Source organism: Afipia sp. GAS231, assembly GCF_900103365.1.
Lineage (GTDB): Bacteria > Pseudomonadota > Alphaproteobacteria > Rhizobiales > Xanthobacteraceae > Bradyrhizobium.
Window position 1 is genome coordinate 4,222,965 of the sequence record NZ_LT629703.1, and the last position, 18,716, is coordinate 4,241,680.

Sequence of the window (18,716 nt, forward strand, 5' to 3'; positions counted from 1 at the left end):
AACATTCGGGGACGAAATGCCAGTAATTTCAATATGCGGAAAATTGGAAGGGACGGCCGCTGATTGACTGCAAGGTGGGGAACAAAACTCGCCGGGACGACACTGGGGTTGTGACTCAACCCTTGTCGCCGGTCGGCGAGAACAGGTAGCCGCCGCCGCGGATGGTGCGGATCACGGCGGGCTTGGTCGGGTCGATTTCGATCTTGCGCCGGATCCGCATGATCCGGAGATCGACGGCGCGGTCGAAGGCCTCGGCGTCGCGCGCATTGGCCAGTTCCAAAAGCCGCTCGCGCGACAGCACCCGTTTGGGGTTGGCTGCGAACACCTTCAGCAGGCCGAATTCGGAAGCCGTCAGCGGATGCTCGTTGCCTTCGTCGTCGCGCAGCGCCTGGGCTTCGAGGTCGAGCCATTTGGTGCCGAACCGCACCAGTTGCTCCTTCTCCGCCTTCGCGGCCGCTTCGGGCGCCGCGGCCTTGGCCGGCGCGGTCCGGCGCAGCACTGAGCGGATCCGTGCCATCAGTTCGCGCAGTTCGCAGGGCTTTGCGATGTAATCGTCGGCGCCGAGTTCGAGGCCGACGACGCGGTCGATCGGGCTTGCGGTCGCCGTCAGCATGATGACGGGAACGTTGATGCGGCTCTTGAGGTCGCGGATGATCGACAGCCCGTCTTCCTCGGGCATGTTGAGGTCGAGCACCACGAGGTCGGGCAGGTTGGTCTCGATCACGCCGCGCAGGCTCTTGCCGCCGTCGCACAGCGTCACGGAAAAGCCGTGCATCTTGAGGTAATCGCCGACCATTTCGCGGGCCGGGGCCTCGTCGTCGACGATGATGATGTGTTGGCTCTGGGTCATGTCGTCTCTGTTGCGGGCAGTGTAACCGTAAACGTCGAGCCCTGTCCGGGCCCGGCGCTTTCCGCGGTCACATGGCCGCCATGCATGTCGATGATGCGCTTGACGATCGATAGACCGAGGCCGGTCGAACTTTCGCCGGCGGTCGGCTTGGCCGACAGCCGCTGGAAGCGGCCGAACAGCCGGCCGAGGTCCTCCGGCGACAGGCCCGCGCCCTGATCGGCGATGCGAATGACGGTGTCGTGACCCTCATGGGTGACGGCGACGGCGATCTTGCCGCCGATCTGCGAATATTTGATGGCGTTGCTGACGAGGTTGTCGATCGCCTCGCGGATCCGGTCGGCGTCGCACATGGTGACGAAATTCGGCGGCGCCGACACGCTGAGCGTCTGCTGCTTGTTGACCGCCGACGGCAGGTTGGCGTCGACGACCTCGGCGACCAGGGCTGCGACATCGACCGGCTCGCGGCGGATGGTGATGTCGAAGGCATCCGCCATCGCATCCGAAATCAGATGATCGACCATCGAGGTCAGGCGCTTGGTGGCGTCGCGGATATGCTCGACCTGCGCGGTGACGTTTTCCTTGGGCGAGCCGGCGCCGATCAGCTCGGTGAGCATTTCGGTGCGGCCGAGGATCACGCCCAGCGGGTTCTTCAGGTCGTGCGCGACGGTGCCGAGAATTTCGTTCTTGAAGCCGTTGGCACGCTGCAGCCGCAGCCACTGCGCCGAGAGCCGGCGGTTGGCCTGCATCAGCGCGCGGGTGCGTTGCGCGACGCGGTCCTCGAGCTGGGTATTGGCCTCGTGCAGTTGCCGATAAAGGATGACGTTGTCGAACGCGATCGAGAGCCGGCTTGAGAAGATTTCGACCAGCGAACGGTCGGTGTCGGAGAGCGGCCGCTCGGCCTGCAGCAGTACCACGACTTCGCGCCCGCTGCCGGTGCGCAGATAGAGCACGCTGCGGTGGTCGGCGAATTCGTTCTTGCGGCGCTGGAAGGCGGCTTCCACCATCTGCCGCAAATCCGGATCGAGCGCTTTCGAGCTGGTGGTGCCGATGAAGCGGCTGTAGCAGCCGGAGCCCGCCAGCACCGAGAAATCGCTGTCGGCGTTGCCGTCGTCGCGCAGCACCAGGATGCCGGCGCAATCGACATTGAGCAGCGAGGCGAGCTGCGTCAGCACGCCCTCGGCGAGGCGCTGCATCGACTTGAAGTCGTACAAGGTGGAGGCGGCGTCGATGATGATTTCCAGCCCACGTCGGGTCTGCACCATGCGCTCGAGCTGCTGGTAGCTGCGCAGCGCCGCGGTCAGCGAGGTGAACAGCTTGTCGGCCGTCAGTTCGGTTTTGGCCTTGTAGTCGTTGATGTCGTACTGGACGATGACGCGGCGCTCCGGCGCCTGGCCGGGCTGGCCGGTGCGCAGGATGATGCGGACGGTCTCGTTCTTGAGTTCGCTGCGAATGTATTCGACCAGTTCGAGACCGGCGACGTCGGTTTCCATGATGACGTCGAGCAGCACCGCCGCGATGTCGGGGTTGTCGCGCATCAGGGTGCGGCCTTCGGCCGCGGAATAGGCCGAGAGGATTTCCAGCGTCGCGCCGTGCAGATTGTAGTCGCTCAGCGCAAAGCGGGTGCCTTCATGCACCGCGGCATCGTCGTCGATGACGGCGATCTTCCATTTGCGTACGGACGAATCCTCCGGAACCGTTCCGGAATCGTCGATCAGGTGGAGGACATCGTCCTGTTCGGCCATTGAGGAGTTCCGTCGGCTGCTGCGTCTGTTGGTGTGGGGCTGCCCTTGGCGACTTTGGGCATGATAATGCGGAATGTGGTGCCTTGTCCCAGTCTTGACTCCAGCATCATCCGGCCGCCGAGCTGTTGAGTGACAAGATTATAGACGATATGCAAGCCCAGTCCGGTGCCGCCTTCGTTGCGGCGCGTGGTAAAGAACGGGTCGAACGCCTGGCGCTGCACGTCCGGCGTCATTCCGGCCCCGTTGTCGGCGAAAATGATCTCGACATCGTCAGAGCCGCGCCCCCGCGCCGTGATCGTGATCGCGCCGGAACGGCCGTCGGCGAAGGCATGATTGGCGGCGTTGAGGAAAAGATTGGTTAATATCTGGCCGTAGGAGCCGGGATAGCCGTCGATCATCAGGCCCTCCGGCACGTCCACAGACAGCGCGATCGCGGCCTTCTTCAGCACCGGCCGCAGGCTGGCGACGATCTGGTCGGTGGCTTCGCCGAGCGAGAACTGCCGGCGCTCGGCATGCGAGCGGTCGACGGCGACCTGCTTGAACGACTGGATCAGCTCGCCGGCGCGATGCAGGTTCGCCACCAGTTGCCCGGCGGCGTCGCGCGAGGTCTTGACGAACTCGTCGAGCTTGGAGCGCCGCAACGGCTCGGTGCGCAGCTCCTGGTCGAACATTTCGACGCGCCGCGCAAAACTGGAAGCAACCGTCAGGCTGATGCCGATCGGGTTGTTGACTTCATGGGCGACGCCGGCGACCAGGCCGCCGAGCGCCGCCAGCCGTTCGGCATCGATCAGGTTCTGCTGCGCGGTGTTGAGTTCGAGCAGCGCGCCCTCGGCTTTCTCTTTGGAGGCCCGCAGTTCGTCCTCGGTCGCGCGCTTGGCGATGGCGTTCTCGCGGAACACCTCGACCGCGCGCGCCATCGCGCCGACCTCGTCCTTGGCGGTCGTACCCTGCACGGCGCGATCGTAGTCGCCCGACGTGATCGCGCGCATCGCCGCCATGATCTGCTGCAACGGCAGGCGGATCGACAACGCGATCAGGACGCCGGCGGACAGGATGATGCCGAGGAAGATCACCGCGATCGACAGCACCCGGCGCGAAATCGCCGACAACGTCCGGTCGAAGGTCTCCTGCGCCTTCTGCTCGCGCGCGCGCATCTTGATCGAGAGTTCATCGATGGCGCCGATCGCATCGGCCTGGCTGGCGTCGATGGTGTTGCGCAACAGTTCGGTGCGGTTGGCGAGCTGCTCGGTCAGCTTGGCAAAGCCCTCGCGCAGCGCCAGCGTCCGCGCGTTCAGCCGCGTCAGCGCCATCCGCTGCAGGTCGTTGTCGGCGAGGTCGGTCATCACAGGGATGGTTTTTTCGATCGTCTCGGTATTGCGGCGGGCCTCTTCGGCGGAGGCCGAGGCGAGCGACAGATAATAGGAGTTGGCGGCGACCAGCATTGCCGTGAACGCCTCGCGGGATTTGCCGAGTGATGGCCAGATCAGCGCATCGCGGTGGCCGGTGGCGCCCTCGATGATGGAATAGAGCCCGGCCATCTCCTTGGCCGGCCCCAGCACCTGCTGTTCGTAGGTCTTGGTGATGGTCGCCTGCACCCCGCGCAATTCGCCGAAGCCGTTGAGGAAGCGGTCGGTGACGTGCTCCAGCCGCTCGACCGATCCTGATAGCATCGGGTCGGTCGAGGCGCGCGTGGTGAGCGTGCCCAGCACGGCCTCGCGCAGCAGCAGGATTTCGGCGAACAGTTCCGGGCTCGGCTGGTTGATGTAGCGATGGATCAGGTTCTGCAGGCGGCTGGTTTCGCTTTCCAGCAGCGCCAGGATCTTGTCGGATTCGCGCACCTGGCGGACGTCCTCCCAGGCCGATCCCAGCACGGTCGCGCCGTTCCAGATCAGCGCGGCCAGCACCACGACGACCGCGGAGTTCAACCCCGCGATCGACAGGATGCGCCAGCGGATCGGCACCGCCCGCAGTACCTGAACGATGCGGAAACGGCCGCGCGCGGCGAAGCCCGCCGGCCGTTCCACTGCTCCGTTCTGTTGCGGCGTCTCGGCCAACTCACTCCACCTTGCGAATGCGTTCGATCAATCCGGCCATCGCGGGGTCGCGCTGTGCCTTGGCGTAGATTCCGGCCATCGCCGCCTCGAACGGCTTGCGGTCGATATCGGTAATGATCCTGACGCCGGCGTCTTCCGCCTGCTTGCGCGAGTGCTCCTCGAGATCGCGCCATTTCTCGCGCATGAAGCGGCTCGATCGCAGCGCCGCTTCCCGGAATATCTTCTGGTCCTGAGGCGTCAGGCTCGACCATGCCTTTTGCGACATCACCAGCACTTCGGGGCTCATCGTGTGTTCGGTCAGCGTATAGAAACCGGCGAATTTGTAGTGATCGGTGGTGACGAAGGAGGGCCAGTTGTTTTCGGCGCCGTCGATCAGCTTGGTGGAGAGCCCGGTCAGCACCTGTCCATACGGCAGTTCGACCGGCTCGGCGCCGAGCGCGCGGATCGTCGCGGACATCTGCTCGGACTGCTGCACCCGCAGCCGCATTCCCTTGAGGTCATCGATCGAGCGGATCGGCCGGACGCTGTTGTAGATCGAGCGCGCGCCGGAATCGTAAAACGCCAGGCCTACGAATCCGTAGGGCTCAAAGCTGTTCAGCAGCTCGCTGCCGATCGGGCCATCCAGCACTTTCTGCAGATGCTCGATCGAGCGAAACAAAAACGGCATCGCCAGCACGTTCATCGACGGCACCATCGTGCCGATCAAGGCGACGTTGGTCCGGTTGAGATCGATCGCGCCCACTCGCGTTTGTTCGAGGGTTTCCTTCTCCTCGCCGAGCTGGCGGGAATGGAACACCTTGATCTGGTGGCGGCCGCCGCTGCGTTCCGAGACCAGGCTGCCCATGTAGCCCAGCGCCTGGACGGTCGGATAATCCTCGTTCTGGGTATCGGCGGCGCGAAATTCGCGCGCAAAAACGCCCGTTGAGACGGCTGTCAGACACAGCGCGACAACGAGTTTGATGGTCCGCGAAAGGTCGGCGCGGCGGTACACTGGCAACAAATTCCCCTTGTTGATAGAGTCTGCGGCGGAACGAAAAGGTTCAGTGCTTTTTAGCAGAACTTTCCAAGAGTTGGCTATCAAGGGGTGTTGGCTAGAGGGGTGCCGGCCGGCTGCAATCCTGGATTGTGCGCTGCGACAGCGCCGGATAGACCGAAGGGTGGATTGAAAGTCGCATTGAAACCGCCGTCCCGGCGATTTAAGAGGGCGGCTCAACCAAGATTCATCGTCGGCAGCGGCGAAGCAGAGTGGTTCATCAGTGAAACTGGCCTTGAGATTCCTGCAGCTCACGGCGCTCGCGGCCATCGCGCTGGTGTCGCCCGCGCAAGCCGCCACCGAGATCGCGTGGTGGCACGCCATGTCGGGCGAACTCGGCAAGCAGCTCGAAAAGCTCGCGGCCGATTTCAACGCCTCGCAATCCGATTACCGGATCGTGCCGTCGTACAAGGGCAGCTACACCGAAACAGTGACGGCCTCGATCTTCGCCTTTCGTTCGCGCAGCCAGCCCGCCATCGTTCAGGTCAACGAGATCGCGACCGCGACCATGATGGCGGCGAAGGGGGCGATCTATCCCGTGTTCGAACTGATGCGCGACCAGTCGGAGCCGTTCTCTCCCGGCGCCTATCTGCCGGCCGTCACCAGCTACTATTCCGACGTTGCCGGCAACATGCTGTCGTTTCCGTTCAATGTCTCGACGCCGATCCTTTACTACAACAAGGATCTGTTCCGCGCCGCGGGCCTCGATCCGGAAGCGACGCCGAAGACCTGGCCCGAGGTCGGCACGGTCGCGAAGCGGCTGCGCGCGGCGGGTGCGGTCTGTGGCCTCACCACATCCTGGCCGTCCTGGATCAATGTCGAGAATTTTTCGGCATTCCACAATCTGCCTCTGGCTACCCGGGCCAATGGCTTCGGCGGCCTTGATGCCGAATTGGTCTTCAATAATCCGCTGGTGGTGCGTCACATCGCGCAACTGGCGGAATGGCAGATCACGAAGGTGTTTGATTATAGCGGCCGCGGGCAATCGGCCGAACCGCGCTTTCAGAAGGGCGAATGCGGAATCTTCATCGGCTCGTCGGCGACCCGTGCCGATATCAAGGCCAATTCGAAATTCGAGGTCGGCTACGGCATGGTGCCGTACTGGCCCGACGTGCAGGGCGCCCCGCAAAACACCATCATCGGCGGCGCCACGTTGTGGGTGTTGCGCGACCGGCCGCGCGCCGAATACGCCGGGGTGGCAAAATTCTTTGCCTATCTTTCGAGGCCGGAGATCCAGGCCGCCTGGCACCAGAACACCGGCTATCTGCCGATCACCCGTGCGGCCTTCGACCTCACCCGCGCGCAGGGGTTCTACGACCGCAATCCGGGGGCGTCGATCTCGATCGAGCAGATGACATTGAAGCCGCCGACCGACAATTCGAAGGGAATCCGGCTGGGCTCGTTCGTCCTGATCCGCGACGTCATCGACGAAGAGCTCGAACAGGCCTTTAGCGGCAAACGAACGGCCCAGGCCGCGCTCGATTACGCCGCCGAGCGTGGCAACCGCTTGCTGCGCCAGTTCGAGCGAGCCAACCCGGATCGTTGACGCAGGCTGGCCCCGCGAACGCCTTCCGCTATCCCTTCTGCTGAATCAGCGTTGCCATCCGCGAGAGCGCGCCGATGATGGCGCCGTATCCCTGGCTGTCCCTGCCGCCCGCCTTGGCCTGCTGAATGACCCCCGATATCGCCGACCGGGCTAGCGTGATTGCCGAGAGAGCCTGAGCCTTGCTGGTCGCGGACCGCAATTGCGAGGCGGCGGTCTGCAGCGCCCGCGCCGCCACCGGGGCCTCCGGATCTCCTCTGGAGCGCGAGACTCGGTCGCTCACATGGTCGAGTGAAGTGGCGAGGCAGTCGTACAAGGCCTTGCCGGTCATGGCGCCGCACGACCCCGCCGTGGCGGGCCGGTCGGCCAGCAATGCGCCGAAGGCGATCAAAGCCGCCAGGATGAAGCCGCGGACCCAGAATCCCGCGAGCCTTCCACGGTAGTTTCCGATTCCAATCGTCAGTGATTGCATCGCCCAGTCCCCCTTAGTCCGCAGCTTCAGGCAGGCCTGATCCGCTTACTGTGCCCCTGCCGGTGTCACGCTGTTGCCGACCGTGAATTCGCACGGCACCGTCGTCATCCGCGGCACACCTTTAAGCCCGAACAGTCTCTCCCACTGTGACCTGCGGCACACGACGCCCGTAGGTGTGTCCTCGACGATGACGACGGCATAGAGCCGGTCGCGTTTTTGAAATGCCTTGACGTTGGTGTCTTCCGGAAAGGTCTGCAGCAGGGTCAGCACGCCGTGACCGCTTTCGGTGTCGGCAGCAATGCCGGCGATGCCGCTGATGGTGCGCCACTTCCCGCCTGTGATGGTGGCGCCGATGAACACGCCCTCGGTGACGGTGTTCTGCAGGATCTTTTGCTTGAGGAATTCCGGCCCGAGCTCCCGGCTCAGCCGCAGCCTGTTCTTCAGGTTCGGCGAATAGAAGATCTTGTCGGTGCCGCCCTGAAACACGATGGTGGTGCCCTCGGGCCCGCCGGCCAAAAGATTCTGGAATTCACGGCCGCTCAGCACGCCGGCTGCCGTCGGCATGGACAGGCCGATCAGCAGCGCCGCAGCCGCAACGAAGGGCAGCCAGCGCTTCCCAGGCTCGACAGGCCAATTCTGATAGGGCATCGCACAAATCTGCGGGGCGTGAGGGGGCAGTCGCAATCGCTGAAGCAATTTCAAAATCCAATCATACAAGCGATTGGCGGTCAATTTAATGACAGGCGATTTGTTCATGCCGACGATGAAAGCAGTTGAGAGAATGACAGCCGACATGGCTTCGCGTAACGTCGCGTCCACGATTCCGATGTGATGGACGGCACGGATGCGAGGGGGTGGGGTGAAATCGCTGTTGCTGATCGCCGGACTGGCGATGTCGGCGATCTTGCCGGGCTCGCCATCTTCAGCCGCCGGTGAAGCGCGCAAGACTGTGCCGGCATCCGCGCCGCGTCTGGCGCTGGTCATCGGCAACGCCAACTACATCAAGCTCGGAAAGCTCAGTAATCCGGGCCGGGACGCGCGCCTGGTGGCCGAGAAATTACGCCAGCTCGGGTTTGACGTTACCGAGGTCGGCGATCGCGACCTCAAGGGCATGACGTCGGATGTCGAGGATTTTGCCCGCAAGATCAAAGCGCGGGGGCCGGGGACGGTGTCGCTGCTCTATTATGCCGGCCATGGACTGGAAAACGACTCCGTCAACTACCTGGTGCCTGTCAGCGCCGACATCAAAAAGCGCGCGGACGTCGCGGCGCAATCGCTCAGCGTCAAGCGCGTCGCCGACCGGCTGTCGGGCGCCGGCAACGCACTCAACATCCTGATCGTCGATGCCTGCCGCGATAATCCGTTTCCGCCCGGCGTGGCGCCGGCCGCGACGCAGGGTCTGGTGCCGATGGGCGCGGTCTACGGCGTGTTCATTGCGTCCTCGACCGGTTCGGGCAAAATCGCGTTTGACGGCGAAGATGGGCACAGCCCCTACACGCGGGCGCTGGCGGAGGCGCTCACAACGCCAGGTGAAAAGCTGGAAGACGTTTTCAAGAGCGTTCGCCGCCAGGTCAGGCTGGCGACCGGCGAGCAGCAGATCCCTTGGGAATCCACCTCGGTCGAACTCGATTTCTACTTCGTTCCGCCGCCGCCGGTGCCGACGCCGGCCGAGCAACTGTTCGCGGCGGCGAAGGAAACCGGCAATCCGGCGCTCTATCAGCTGTTGATCGAGCGGTTTCCGGACAGCCGCGAGGCCGCCGAGGCCCGACCGATCGCGGCAAATCTCCGGCAGCCACCCGCGAATGCCGTGCTCGCTGCGACCGCCTCGGCGGCCGCACCGGTGCTGGCGCGGGCGAAACAGACGCAGACGCCCGAAGCGTACGATCTGGTGGCTTCGCTGTTTCCCGATACGCCGGAAGCGGAAGAAGCGCGCGCGGCGGCGTCGCGGTTGCGCGAGGTGACCGTGCTCGACAGTGCCGGGCCGGCCTATGAGGGCCGCGAACTCGTGCAGGCGATCCAGGATCAGTTGCTGCGGCTCGATTGCATGACGGGCGAGCGTAGCGGCGCATTCGAGACGACGACCATTCAGGGCCTGCGCCGTGCTTCGCAACTCACCGACGAGCGCTATCTCTGGTATCGCCCGACCATGGCCGCGCTGCGAGCCTTGAAGAAGATCGATGCCAAGGAAGGTTGCGGCCGGCAAAAGCAGATTGCCGCGCCGCGCTGCCTGCGCATCAACGATGAGGACTATTGCCAATAGCAGCCTTGCGTTTGCTTCGGCTCCGATTGGCTGGCCTCGTGCATCCTCGGGTGTTGATGCGAGGCGCGCCGCTCAAGAAATGAGCCTTGGAATTTACTGATTATTTTTTGAGCAAAATATCCTCTTTGTATGCAATGTGACAGATGCGATGACGTGTGCCGGATCGGCTAGATCCAGATATCACGTTTAAATATCAGTATCTTAACAGCATATTAGGGTTCCTTTAAGGTTTGGCACGAACCTTGCGATTCCAGCTCCAATGCCGTTGTCCCTCAGGCGTTGGAGCATCCCATGAAGCGTCGCGATTTCCTCAAATCCGTGTCCGGATTGGCTGCTGCCGGCGCGCTCACGCCGGCGCCGGCGATCTGGTCGGCGGCCAAGGCCGACGCCCGGTCGGAGACGCTTTTGATCGTCTCGGAAGGCGGTCCCAACAATCTCGACATCCACGGCGTCGGCACCAACGTGCCCGGCTATGAAGTTTCGTGGAATTGCTACGACCGCCTGATCAGCCACGAAATGAAGGAAGGTCCCGGCGGCGTTCCGTATTACGACCGCGACAAGTTCAAGCCCGAACTCGCCGAGGACATGAACATCGGCGACATGTCGGTGACCTTCAAGCTGAAGAAGAATGCGAAATTCCACGACGGCACGCCGGTGACGGCCAAGGACGCCAAATGGTCGCTGGATCGCGCGGTCAGCGTCGGCGGCTTTCCAACCTTCCAGATGAGCGCGGGCTCGCTGACCAAGCCCGAACAGTTCGTCGTCGTCGACGACAACACGGTGCGGGTGGACTTCGCCAAGAAAGACAAGCTGACGATCCCCGATCTCGCCGTGATCGTGCCCTGCATCGTCAATTCCGAACTGGTGAAGAAGAACGCTTCCGAGAAAGATCCGTGGGGTCTCGAATTTACCAAACAGCAGACCGCGGGCTCCGGCGCCTACAAGGTGACGAAGTGGACCGCGGGCACCGAAGTCATCATGGAGCGCAACGACGAGTGGGTCGGTGGTCCCTTGCCGAAGATCAAGCGCGTGATCTGGCGCATGGTGCCGCAGGCCGGCAACCGCCGCGCGCTGTTGGAGCGCGGCGACGCCGACATCTCCTATGAACTGCCGAACAAGGATTTTCAGGAACTGAAGGCGGCCGGCAAGCTCAACATCGTGTCGCTGCCGTTCTCCAACGGCATCCAGTACCTCGGGATGAACGTCACCAAGCCGCCGTTCAACAATCCGAAGGTGCGCGAGGCGATGGCCTATGCGGTGCCGTACCAGAAGATCATGGATGTGGTGCTGTTCGGCCTCGCCAATCCGATGTTCGGTGCATCAGCCGGCAAGGCCACCGAAGTGGCGTGGCCGCAGCCAACCAAATATTTCACCGACATGGCCAAGGCAAAGGCGTTGCTCACCGAGGCCGGCTATCCCGACGGTTTCGAGACCACGATTTCATTCGACCTCAACTTCGCGGGAATCAACGAGCCGCTGTGCGTGCTGGTGCAGGAGAGCCTTGCCCAGATCGGCATCAAGACCACGATCAACAAGGTGCCCGGCGCCAACTGGCGCACCGAACTGAACAAGAAGGAAATGCCGCTCTACACCAACGTGTTCTCGGGCTGGCTCGATTACCCCGAATACTTCTTCTACTGGTGCTATCACGGCAACAATTCCGTCTTCAACACCATGAGCTACAAGTCGCCCGAGATGGACAAGTTCATCGACGGCGCCCGCGTTGCGGCCGCGGCCGGCGACAAGGCGACCTACGACACCGACGTCAAGGGCATGGTCGATCTCGCCTTCACCGACATCCCGCGGATTCCGCTGTATCAGCCCTTCGTCAACGTCGCGATGCAGAAGAACATCTCGGGCTATCAATACTGGTTCCACCGCCGTCTCGATTACCGCGCGCTGGTGAAGGGGTAACGCCGTGATGCGTGCTCGCGACACACTCACTCTCTCATTCCCTCCCCCCTTGCAGGGGAGGGTTAGGGAGGGGGGTGGCCGCGAGTCCGGTGTGTGTGGCTTACCCCTCTCCCCAACCCTCCCCCGCAAGGGGGGAGGGAGCCGAGCGGAGTGCGTGTCAAAGCTCAAAACGAAAATTGCGGGGCCTGTGCCATGCTGACCATGATCGGCAAGCGGCTGCTGTTTGCGATCCCGTCGCTGATCGGGGTCGTGATCGTGACCTTCCTGCTGACGCGCGCGCTGCCCGGCGATCCCGCGGCATATTTCGCGGGTCCGGCGGCGGGCAAGGAAGCGGTCGAGCAGATCCGCAAGAAGCTCGGCCTTGACAAGCCGCTGATCGAGCAGTTCTTCCGCTACACCAACGATCTCGCGCATGGCGATTTCGGCAACTCGCTGACCACGGGCCAGCCGGTCGCGACCGAAATCAAGAATCGCCTGCCGGCGTCGGCCGAGCTGACGCTGCTTGGCCTCATCGTTTCCATCGTGATCGCGATCCCGCTCGGCGTGCTTGCCGCCAACCGGCCGGGGTCGTGGATCGACCACCTCTGTCGAATCACGACCACGGCCGGCGTTTCGCTGCCGGTGTTCTTTACGGGTTTGGTGCTGGTCTATGTGTTCTATTTCAGGCTTGGATGGTCGCCGGCGCCACTCGGGCGGCTCGACGTGTTCTACAGCGCGCCGAACGCCGTCACCGGCTTCTATCTGATCGACGCCCTGATCGCGCGCGATTTCGAGACCTTCCGCTCCGCGCTCAGTCAGCTGATCCTGCCGGCGATGACGCTGGCGATCTTCTCGCTGGCGCCGATCGCGCGCATGACGCGGGCCTCGATGCTGGCGGTGCTGGCCTCCGACTTCGTCCGCACCGCGCGCGCCAGCGGACTGTCGCCGGCCACCGTGATCGTCACCTACGCGTTCCGCAATGCGATGCTGCCTGTCATCACCACGCTCAGCATGGTGTTCTCGTTCCTGCTCGGTGCCAACGTGCTGGTGGAAAAGGTGTTCGCCTGGCCCGGCATCGGCTCCTACGCGGTCGAAGCGCTGATCTCGTCGGACTTCGCACCGGTGCAGGGTTTCGTGCTGACCATGGCGGTCATGTACGTGCTGCTGAATCTGATCATCGACATTCTCTATGGCGTCATCGATCCCAGAGTTCGTCTCGAAGGGTAAGGGGTAAGCATGAGCACCGTTGCGCCTGCCGTTGAACCCGCCGGTCCCGCACGCACGTCGGGATTTCTGGCGATCTTCGAACACACCCGCTATGTGCTCGGCGAAAACAAGGTCACCGGCTTTGCCTTTGGCCTGCTGGTCGTGATCCTGTTTGCGGCGATCTTCGGCCCCTATGTGGTGCCCTACGATCCGCTCGCCAGCGATACCGTGGCTGCGCTGAAACCGCCTTCGGCGGCGCACTGGTTCGGCACCGATCAGTTGGGACGCGATATCTTCAGCCGCGTCATCGTCGCCACCCGGCTCGATACTTTCATCGCTGTCGCGTCCGTGGTGCTGGTGTTTTTGATGGGCGGCCTTGCCGGCATCGCCGCCGGCTATTTCGGCGGCTGGACCGACCGCATCGTCGGCCGTATCGCCGACACCATCATGGCGTTTCCACTGTTCGTGCTGGCGATGGGCATCGTCGCAGCGCTAGGCAATACCGTGCAGAACATCATCATCGCCACCGCGATCGTCAACTTTCCGCTCTATGCCCGCGTCGCCCGCGCCGAAGCCAATGTGCGTCGCAATGCCGGCTTCGTGCAGGCCGCGCGGCTGTCGGGCAACGGCGAGTTTCGGATCCTGCTGGTGCATATCCTACCCAACATCATGCCGATCATGATCGTGCAGATGTCGCTGACCATGGGCTACGCGATTTTGAACGCCGCCGGTCTTTCCTTTATCGGCCTCGGCGTGCGGCCACCGACCGCGGAGTGGGGCATCATGGTCGCGGAGGGCGCTGGCTTCATGGTGTCGGGCGAATGGTGGATCGCGCTATTCCCGGGCCTGGCGCTGATGATCGCGGTGTTTTGCTTCAACCTGCTCGGCGACGGTCTGCGCGACATCGTCGATCCGCAGCGGAGGACGTGACATGAACAGCATCCGCGCCATCCTCCGCATGCTCCATGCGCTGATCGTGCCGTCGCTCAAGCCTGCTCCCGTACGCGTGGATCGGGATCGGAATTCGCGGAGGATATCCTCATGACCGCGCAGCCACTGCTCGACGTCAACGATCTCACGGTCGAATTCGCCACCCGGCGCGGCATCGTCAAGGCCGTGCAGCACGTCAACATCACCGTTGCCAAGGGCGAGACGCTCGGCATCGTCGGCGAATCCGGTTCCGGCAAGTCGGTGACATCCTATGCTGTGATGCGGATTCTCGACCGCGCCGGCAAGATCGCCGAGGGCTCGGTGGTATTCTCCGGCATCGACGTCAAGACTGCGACCGAAGAGCAGATGCGCGACCTGCGCGGCCGTGAAATCTCGATGATCTTCCAGAATCCGCGCGCGGCGCTCAATCCGATCCGTAAAGTCGGTGACCAGATCGAGGACGTGCTGCGCCAGCACGTACAGCAGTCCCAGGTCACCGATCGCGGCGAGAAGGCGATCGAGGCGCTGGAGCAGGTCAAGATCGCCCGCCCGCGCGAGCGCTATCACGCCTATCCGTTCGAACTCTCCGGCGGCATGTGCCAGCGCGTCGTGATCGCGCTGGCGCTGGCCTGCAATCCGCAGCTCCTGATTGCGGACGAGCCCACCACCGGCCTCGACGTCACCACGCAGAAGGCGGTGATGGACTTGATTGTCGAGCTGACCAAGCGGCGGAATATGTCGACCATTCTCATCACGCATGACCTCGGTCTCGCCGCCGCCTATTGCGACCGGGTCATCGTCATGGAGAAGGGTCGCGTGGTCGAGACCGCGAAATCATCCGATATCTTCGCCAATCCCGAACACGCCTACACCAAGAAGCTGATGCGCGCGACGCCGCGGCTCGGCGTCTCCCTGCGCGATCTGCTGCCCGAGGAAGAAGCCGCCGCGCTGCCGGCGCCGCCACCGGCATCGACGCCGGCCGCCGACGCCAAACCGCTGCTGCTGGTCGAGAAGCTGGTGAAGGAATATCCGCGGCAGGGCGCCACCGCCACGCTCGGCAAACTGTTCGGCCGCAAGCCGCCGGTGGAGGCCGAAGTGTTCCGCGCCGTCGACGGCATCAGCTTTTCCGTCGGCCATGGCGAGAGCGTCGGCCTGGTCGGCGAATCCGGCTGCGGCAAATCCACGACCTCGATGATGGTGATGCGGCTGTTGGACCAGACCTCGGGCCGCATCCTGTTCGACGGCGATGAGATCGGCGGCATGCTGCCGAATAATTTTGCCCGGACACCGCTGCGCAAGAGCATCCAGATGGTGTTCCAGGATCCGACCGACAGCCTCAATCCACGCTTTACCGCGGCCCGCGCCATCGCCGATCCGATCATGCAGATGGGCGACATCAAGGGCGGCGACGCGTTGCGCGCCCGCTGCGAGGAACTCGCCGGCCTGGTCGGCCTGCCGGTCAATCTGCTGGATCGCTTTCCGCATCAATTGTCCGGCGGCCAGAAGGCCCGCGTCGGCATCGCACGCGCCATTGCGCTGCATCCCAAACTCGTGATCCTCGACGAACCGACGGCGGCGCTCGACGTTTCCGTGCAGGCCGTGGTGCTCAATCTGCTGCAGGACCTCAAGGCCTCGATGGGCATGAGCTATTTGTTCGTGTCGCACGATTTGAATGTGGTACGTTTGTTGTGCGATCGTGTCATCGTGATGCGGTGGGGACGGATCGTCGAGCAAGGTTCGTCCGAACAGGTTCTGGGCAATCCGCAAGACGCCTACACCAGGGAACTGCTGACGGCGATTCCGCATCCGCCGTTGCCGGTACACTAGGGCATGATCGGCTCATCAAAGCCGGTCATGTCGCGACAAGAGAGATGGGAGTGAAATGGCTGCTGACCACCTGGACGTCTACATCGACGCCGTTTCAAACGCGCTGGCTTTGCCGGTCGAGGACGCCTGGCGTCCCGCCGTGCGGGCCAATCTCGAAGTATCGCTGAGGCTGGCGCGGCTGGTCGACGAATTCCCGTTGCCCGATGAAACCGAGCCGGCCAGTGTCTATACAGCCTGACCGCACCATGACCGTGAACACCGACGGGATGACCGCCGAGGCCATTGCGCAAGCGGTGGCCGCTCGCGAAATTTCCGCGCTTGAGGTGACCGAAGCCGCGTTGGCGCGGATCGCGAAGCATGATTCCGTGCTGAATTCCTTCACCGACGTCACCGCCGATCGTGCCCGCGCCAGGGCGCGCGCCGTCGATGCCACGATTGCTGCCGGGCAAAAAGTCGGCCCGCTCGCCGGCGTGCCGTTCGCGGTGAAGAACCTGTTCGACGTCAAGGGTCTTGCCACCCGCGCCGGATCGAAGATCAACCGCGATCTTGCGCCGTCGTCGCGTGACGCGACGCTGATCGAGCGGCTGGAAGCGCAGGGCGCGGTGCTGGTCGGCGCGCTCAACATGGGCGAATACGCCTATGACTTCACCGGCGAAAACATTCATGACGGCCCGTCGCGCAATCCGCACGATCCGACGCGCATGAGCGGCGGCTCTTCCGGCGGCTCCGGCAGCGCCGTCGGTGGCGCACTGGTGCCGATCGCGCTCGGCTCCGACACCAACGGCTCGATCCGGGTGCCGTCCTCGTTCTGCGGCATTTTTGGTTTGAAGCCGACCTATGGCCGGCTGTCGCGCGCGCGCTCGTTTCCGTTCGTGGCGAGCTTCGATCATCTCGGCCCGTTCGCGCGCTCTACCGGCGACCTCGCGCTGGCCTATGACGCGATGCAGGGGCCGGACACCGACGATGCCGCCTGTACGACGCGGCCGGTCGAACCGGTGATGCCGCTGCTGGCGCAGGGTATTTCGGGCCTGCGGATCGCGATCGCCGGCGGCTATTTCCAGAACAACGTCTTCCCCGAAGCGGTCGAGGCGATGGCGCGGGTGGCGAAAGCGCTGAACGCTACACGCGCGGTCGAAATTCCCGAGGCCGCGCGCGCCCGTGCCGCGGCTTACGTGATTTCCACCACCGAAGGCGCGTCGCTACATCTCGACCGCTTGCGCAAGCGGCCGAACGATTTCGATCCCGCGGTGCGCGACCGCCTGATCGCCGGCGCGATGGTGCCGGCGCCACTGGTCGATCGCGCACAGAAATTCCGCCGCTGGTATCGCGCGCAGGTGCTGGAGCTGTTCAAGACCGTGGACGTCATTCTCGCGCCGGCGACGCCTTGCATCGCGCCGAAACTCGGCCAGGTGATGTTCAATCTCGGCGGCGTCGATCTGCCGGTGCGGGCCAATATCGGCATCCACACCCAACCGATTTCGTTCATTGGCCTGCCCGTGGTCGCGGTGCCGGTGCCGTTGGAGCCGATGCCGATCGGGGTCCAGATCATCGCCGCACCGTGGCGCGAAGATATCGCGCTGCGCACAGCATATGCTTTGGAAAAAATGGGCGTTGCCGCCGCACCCGCGCCGAGAGGAATCTAACGATGGATATCGATCTTCCCGACGTGCTGGCCGAAGTCACCGCGCAATTCGAACGCTACGAAAAGGCGCTGGTGTCGAACGACGTCGCGGTGCTCGACGAATTGTTCCGCAACGATTCCCGCACGCTGCGCTACGGCATTGCCGAGAATCTCTATGGCTACGGCGCGATCAGCGGCTTCCGCGCCGCGCGCTCGCCGGTCGGGCTGATGCGCAAAACCGACAAGACGGTGATCTCGACCTATGGCCGCGGCACCGCCGTGGCCTCGACGCTGTTCTACCGCGATACGATGGCCGGCAAGGTCGGTCGGCAGATGCAGACCTGGGTACGTTTTCCCGAGGGCTGGAGAATCGTCGCCGCCCATGTCAGCATCATCAATGAACCGGGATCATAGGCATGAGTCTTGATGATCTCTCCTCGCGTGTTCCGCCGTCCGGCTCCGAGCCCGAGACGCCGGTTCGGCGCATCGACCGGGCCGGGCCGCAAGCGGACAAGGTGACGCGCGCGGAGGAACTGCGGCTGCAACTCGCCGACGAGATCGTGCGTGGCGTGCTGGCGCCGGGTTCGCCGCTGGACGAAACCGATATCGCGCGCCGCTTCGGCGTGTCGCGAACGCCGGTACGCGAGGCGCTGCGCCAGTTGGTGGCGAGCGGCCTGGTCGAGGCCCGGGCCCATCGCGGCGCCGTGGTCGCGCAGCCCTCGCTCGAACGCCTGACCGGCATGTTCGAGGCGATGGCGGAGCTGGAAGCTTTGTGCGCGGGGCTCGCCGCCGAACGGATGACGGCCACGGAGCGCCAGAGGCTCGAGGCGATCCACGACGAGTTGCGGGTGTTGAGCCATGCCGGCAATCCCGAGCGCTTTCACGAAGTCAACGAACGCTTTCACAACGCGATCTATGCCGGTTCGCAAAACGCCTACATCGCCGAAATGACCTTGGCAACGCGGGTGCGGGTGCAGCCATTTCGACGCGCCCAGTTCCGCAATCTCGGCCGGCTGGCGAAATCGCAGGCCGAGCACGACCGCGTCGTGGTCGCGATCCTCCGCGGCGACAAGGTCGGCGCTGCGGCCGCGATGCGCGCGCACATCGAACTGGTGCGCGGCGAGTACGAACTGTACGCGGTGTCGCTGTAGGCGGGCATGACTGCGTTCCCCGGACGCAATGCAGCACGAAGTGATGCGTTGCAGAGCCGGGGTCCAGTTCTGGGTCCCTGTGTGTGCAGGGTCTGTCATGATGGGGTGGGCGGGAAGCCGTTGGGTCCCTGGCG

The 18,716-nt window shown here is 63.8% G+C and carries 16 protein-coding genes; 10 read left to right on the top strand and 6 right to left on the bottom strand.

Annotated features, from left to right (window positions below):
• Nucleotides 1–115: 115 nt before the first annotated feature.
• From BLS26_RS19845 to BLS26_RS19860, 4 genes are all read right to left on the bottom strand, one after another.
• Nucleotides 116–850, bottom strand: a complete 735-nt coding sequence (locus BLS26_RS19845) for a response regulator (protein WP_092513897.1) — start codon at nt 848–850, stop codon at nt 116–118.
• Nucleotides 847–2,592: a DUF3369 domain-containing protein gene (locus BLS26_RS19850; RefSeq protein ID WP_092513899.1), complete on the bottom strand. Its 1,746-nt coding sequence runs from the start codon at nt 2,590–2,592 to the stop codon at nt 847–849. Before BLS26_RS19850 ends, BLS26_RS19845 begins: the two co-directional genes overlap by 4 nt.
• On the bottom strand, nt 2,562–4,553 hold the full coding sequence (locus tag BLS26_RS19855) for an ATP-binding protein (protein ID WP_092518283.1): 1,992 nt from the start codon (nt 4,551–4,553) through the stop codon (nt 2,562–2,564). The genes BLS26_RS19850 and BLS26_RS19855 overlap by 31 nt, the downstream gene beginning before the upstream one ends.
• 94 nt (nt 4,554–4,647) lie before the next feature.
• A complete protein-coding gene (locus BLS26_RS19860; RefSeq protein WP_092513901.1) occupies nt 4,648–5,643 on the bottom strand; it encodes a TRAP transporter substrate-binding protein in 996 nt (331 codons plus the stop codon).
• Nucleotides 5,644–5,914: 271 nt separating this feature from the next.
• Here BLS26_RS19860 and ugpB point away from each other — a divergent pair, with 271 nt between their 5' ends.
• On the top strand, nt 5,915–7,225 hold the full coding sequence (gene ugpB / locus BLS26_RS19865; protein WP_371360650.1) for a sn-glycerol-3-phosphate ABC transporter substrate-binding protein UgpB: 1,311 nt from the start codon (nt 5,915–5,917) through the stop codon (nt 7,223–7,225).
• Nucleotides 7,226–7,253: 28 nt separating this feature from the next.
• Here the strand turns inward: ugpB and BLS26_RS19870 are convergent, their stop codons facing one another.
• Nucleotides 7,254–7,694 carry a hypothetical protein gene (locus BLS26_RS19870; protein ID WP_092513905.1) on the bottom strand — a complete coding sequence of 147 codons (441 nt, stop codon included), beginning with the start codon at nt 7,692–7,694 and terminating at the stop codon, nt 7,254–7,256.
• A 45-nt stretch (nt 7,695–7,739) separates the two neighbouring features.
• Entirely contained in the window at nt 7,740–8,342 is a 603-nt protein-coding gene (locus tag BLS26_RS19875; protein WP_157676504.1) for a hypothetical protein, read from the bottom strand.
• A 211-nt stretch (nt 8,343–8,553) separates the two neighbouring features.
• Between BLS26_RS19875 and BLS26_RS19880 the strand changes: the two genes are divergently transcribed.
• The 9 genes from BLS26_RS19880 (at nt 8,554) to BLS26_RS19920 (ending at nt 18,582) form a co-directional block, all read left to right on the top strand.
• A complete protein-coding gene (locus BLS26_RS19880) occupies nt 8,554–9,954 on the top strand; it encodes a caspase family protein (protein WP_244541631.1) in 1,401 nt (466 codons plus the stop codon).
• 291 nt (nt 9,955–10,245) lie between these two features.
• Nucleotides 10,246–11,868, top strand: coding sequence for an ABC transporter substrate-binding protein (locus tag BLS26_RS19885; protein ID WP_092513911.1), 1,623 nt, complete (start codon nt 10,246–10,248; stop codon nt 11,866–11,868).
• A 192-nt stretch (nt 11,869–12,060) separates the two neighbouring features.
• The gene (locus BLS26_RS19890; RefSeq protein ID WP_092513913.1) at nt 12,061–13,074 is read left to right on the top strand and encodes an ABC transporter permease; all 1,014 of its coding nucleotides are present in this window, start codon (nt 12,061–12,063) and stop codon (nt 13,072–13,074) included.
• Between the two features lie 9 nt (nt 13,075–13,083).
• On the top strand, nt 13,084–13,983 hold the full coding sequence (locus BLS26_RS19895; protein WP_092513915.1) for an ABC transporter permease: 900 nt from the start codon (nt 13,084–13,086) through the stop codon (nt 13,981–13,983).
• 111 nt (nt 13,984–14,094) lie between these two features.
• A complete protein-coding gene (locus BLS26_RS19900) occupies nt 14,095–15,810 on the top strand; it encodes an ABC transporter ATP-binding protein (RefSeq protein ID WP_092513917.1) in 1,716 nt (571 codons plus the stop codon).
• Nucleotides 15,811–15,865: 55 nt separating this feature from the next.
• Entirely contained in the window at nt 15,866–16,048 is a 183-nt protein-coding gene (locus BLS26_RS19905) for a DUF4089 domain-containing protein (RefSeq protein WP_092513919.1), read from the top strand.
• Nucleotides 16,049–16,076: 28 nt separating this feature from the next.
• Complete coding sequence (locus tag BLS26_RS19910) at nt 16,077–17,453, top strand: AtzE family amidohydrolase (protein WP_092518285.1); 1,377 nt, start codon at nt 16,077–16,079, stop codon at nt 17,451–17,453.
• A 2-nt stretch (nt 17,454–17,455) separates the two neighbouring features.
• Nucleotides 17,456–17,845, top strand: coding sequence for an oxalurate catabolism protein HpxZ (gene hpxZ / locus BLS26_RS19915; protein WP_092513921.1), 390 nt, complete (start codon nt 17,456–17,458; stop codon nt 17,843–17,845).
• A gap of 2 nt (nt 17,846–17,847) precedes the next feature.
• Nucleotides 17,848–18,582 carry a GntR family transcriptional regulator gene (locus BLS26_RS19920; protein WP_092513923.1) on the top strand — a complete coding sequence of 245 codons (735 nt, stop codon included), beginning with the start codon at nt 17,848–17,850 and terminating at the stop codon, nt 18,580–18,582.
• The last annotated feature ends 134 nt before the right edge of the window (nt 18,583–18,716 follow it).

What these genes read in the sequence shown, in the direction of transcription:
- BLS26_RS19890 (WP_092513913.1), top strand. Translation starts at nt 12,061, where the DNA reads ATGCTGACCATGATCGGCAAGCGGCTGCTGTTTGCGATCCCGTCGCTG.
- BLS26_RS19900 (WP_092513917.1), top strand. Translation starts at nt 14,095, where the DNA reads ATGACCGCGCAGCCACTGCTCGACGTCAACGATCTCACGGTCGAATTC.
- BLS26_RS19875 (WP_157676504.1), bottom strand. Translation starts at nt 8,342, where the DNA reads ATGCCCTATCAGAATTGGCCTGTCGAGCCTGGGAAGCGCTGGCTGCCC.
- BLS26_RS19920 (WP_092513923.1), top strand. Translation starts at nt 17,848, where the DNA reads ATGAGTCTTGATGATCTCTCCTCGCGTGTTCCGCCGTCCGGCTCCGAG.
- BLS26_RS19905 (WP_092513919.1), top strand. Translation starts at nt 15,866, where the DNA reads ATGGCTGCTGACCACCTGGACGTCTACATCGACGCCGTTTCAAACGCG.
- BLS26_RS19885 (WP_092513911.1), top strand. Translation starts at nt 10,246, where the DNA reads ATGAAGCGTCGCGATTTCCTCAAATCCGTGTCCGGATTGGCTGCTGCC.
- BLS26_RS19845 (WP_092513897.1), bottom strand. Translation starts at nt 850, where the DNA reads ATGACCCAGAGCCAACACATCATCATCGTCGACGACGAGGCCCCGGCC.
- BLS26_RS19910 (WP_092518285.1), top strand. Translation starts at nt 16,077, where the DNA reads ATGACCGCCGAGGCCATTGCGCAAGCGGTGGCCGCTCGCGAAATTTCC.
- BLS26_RS19895 (WP_092513915.1), top strand. Translation starts at nt 13,084, where the DNA reads ATGAGCACCGTTGCGCCTGCCGTTGAACCCGCCGGTCCCGCACGCACG.
- hpxZ (WP_092513921.1), top strand. Translation starts at nt 17,456, where the DNA reads ATGGATATCGATCTTCCCGACGTGCTGGCCGAAGTCACCGCGCAATTC.
- BLS26_RS19850 (WP_092513899.1), bottom strand. Translation starts at nt 2,592, where the DNA reads ATGGCCGAACAGGACGATGTCCTCCACCTGATCGACGATTCCGGAACG.
- BLS26_RS19870 (WP_092513905.1), bottom strand. Translation starts at nt 7,694, where the DNA reads ATGCAATCACTGACGATTGGAATCGGAAACTACCGTGGAAGGCTCGCG.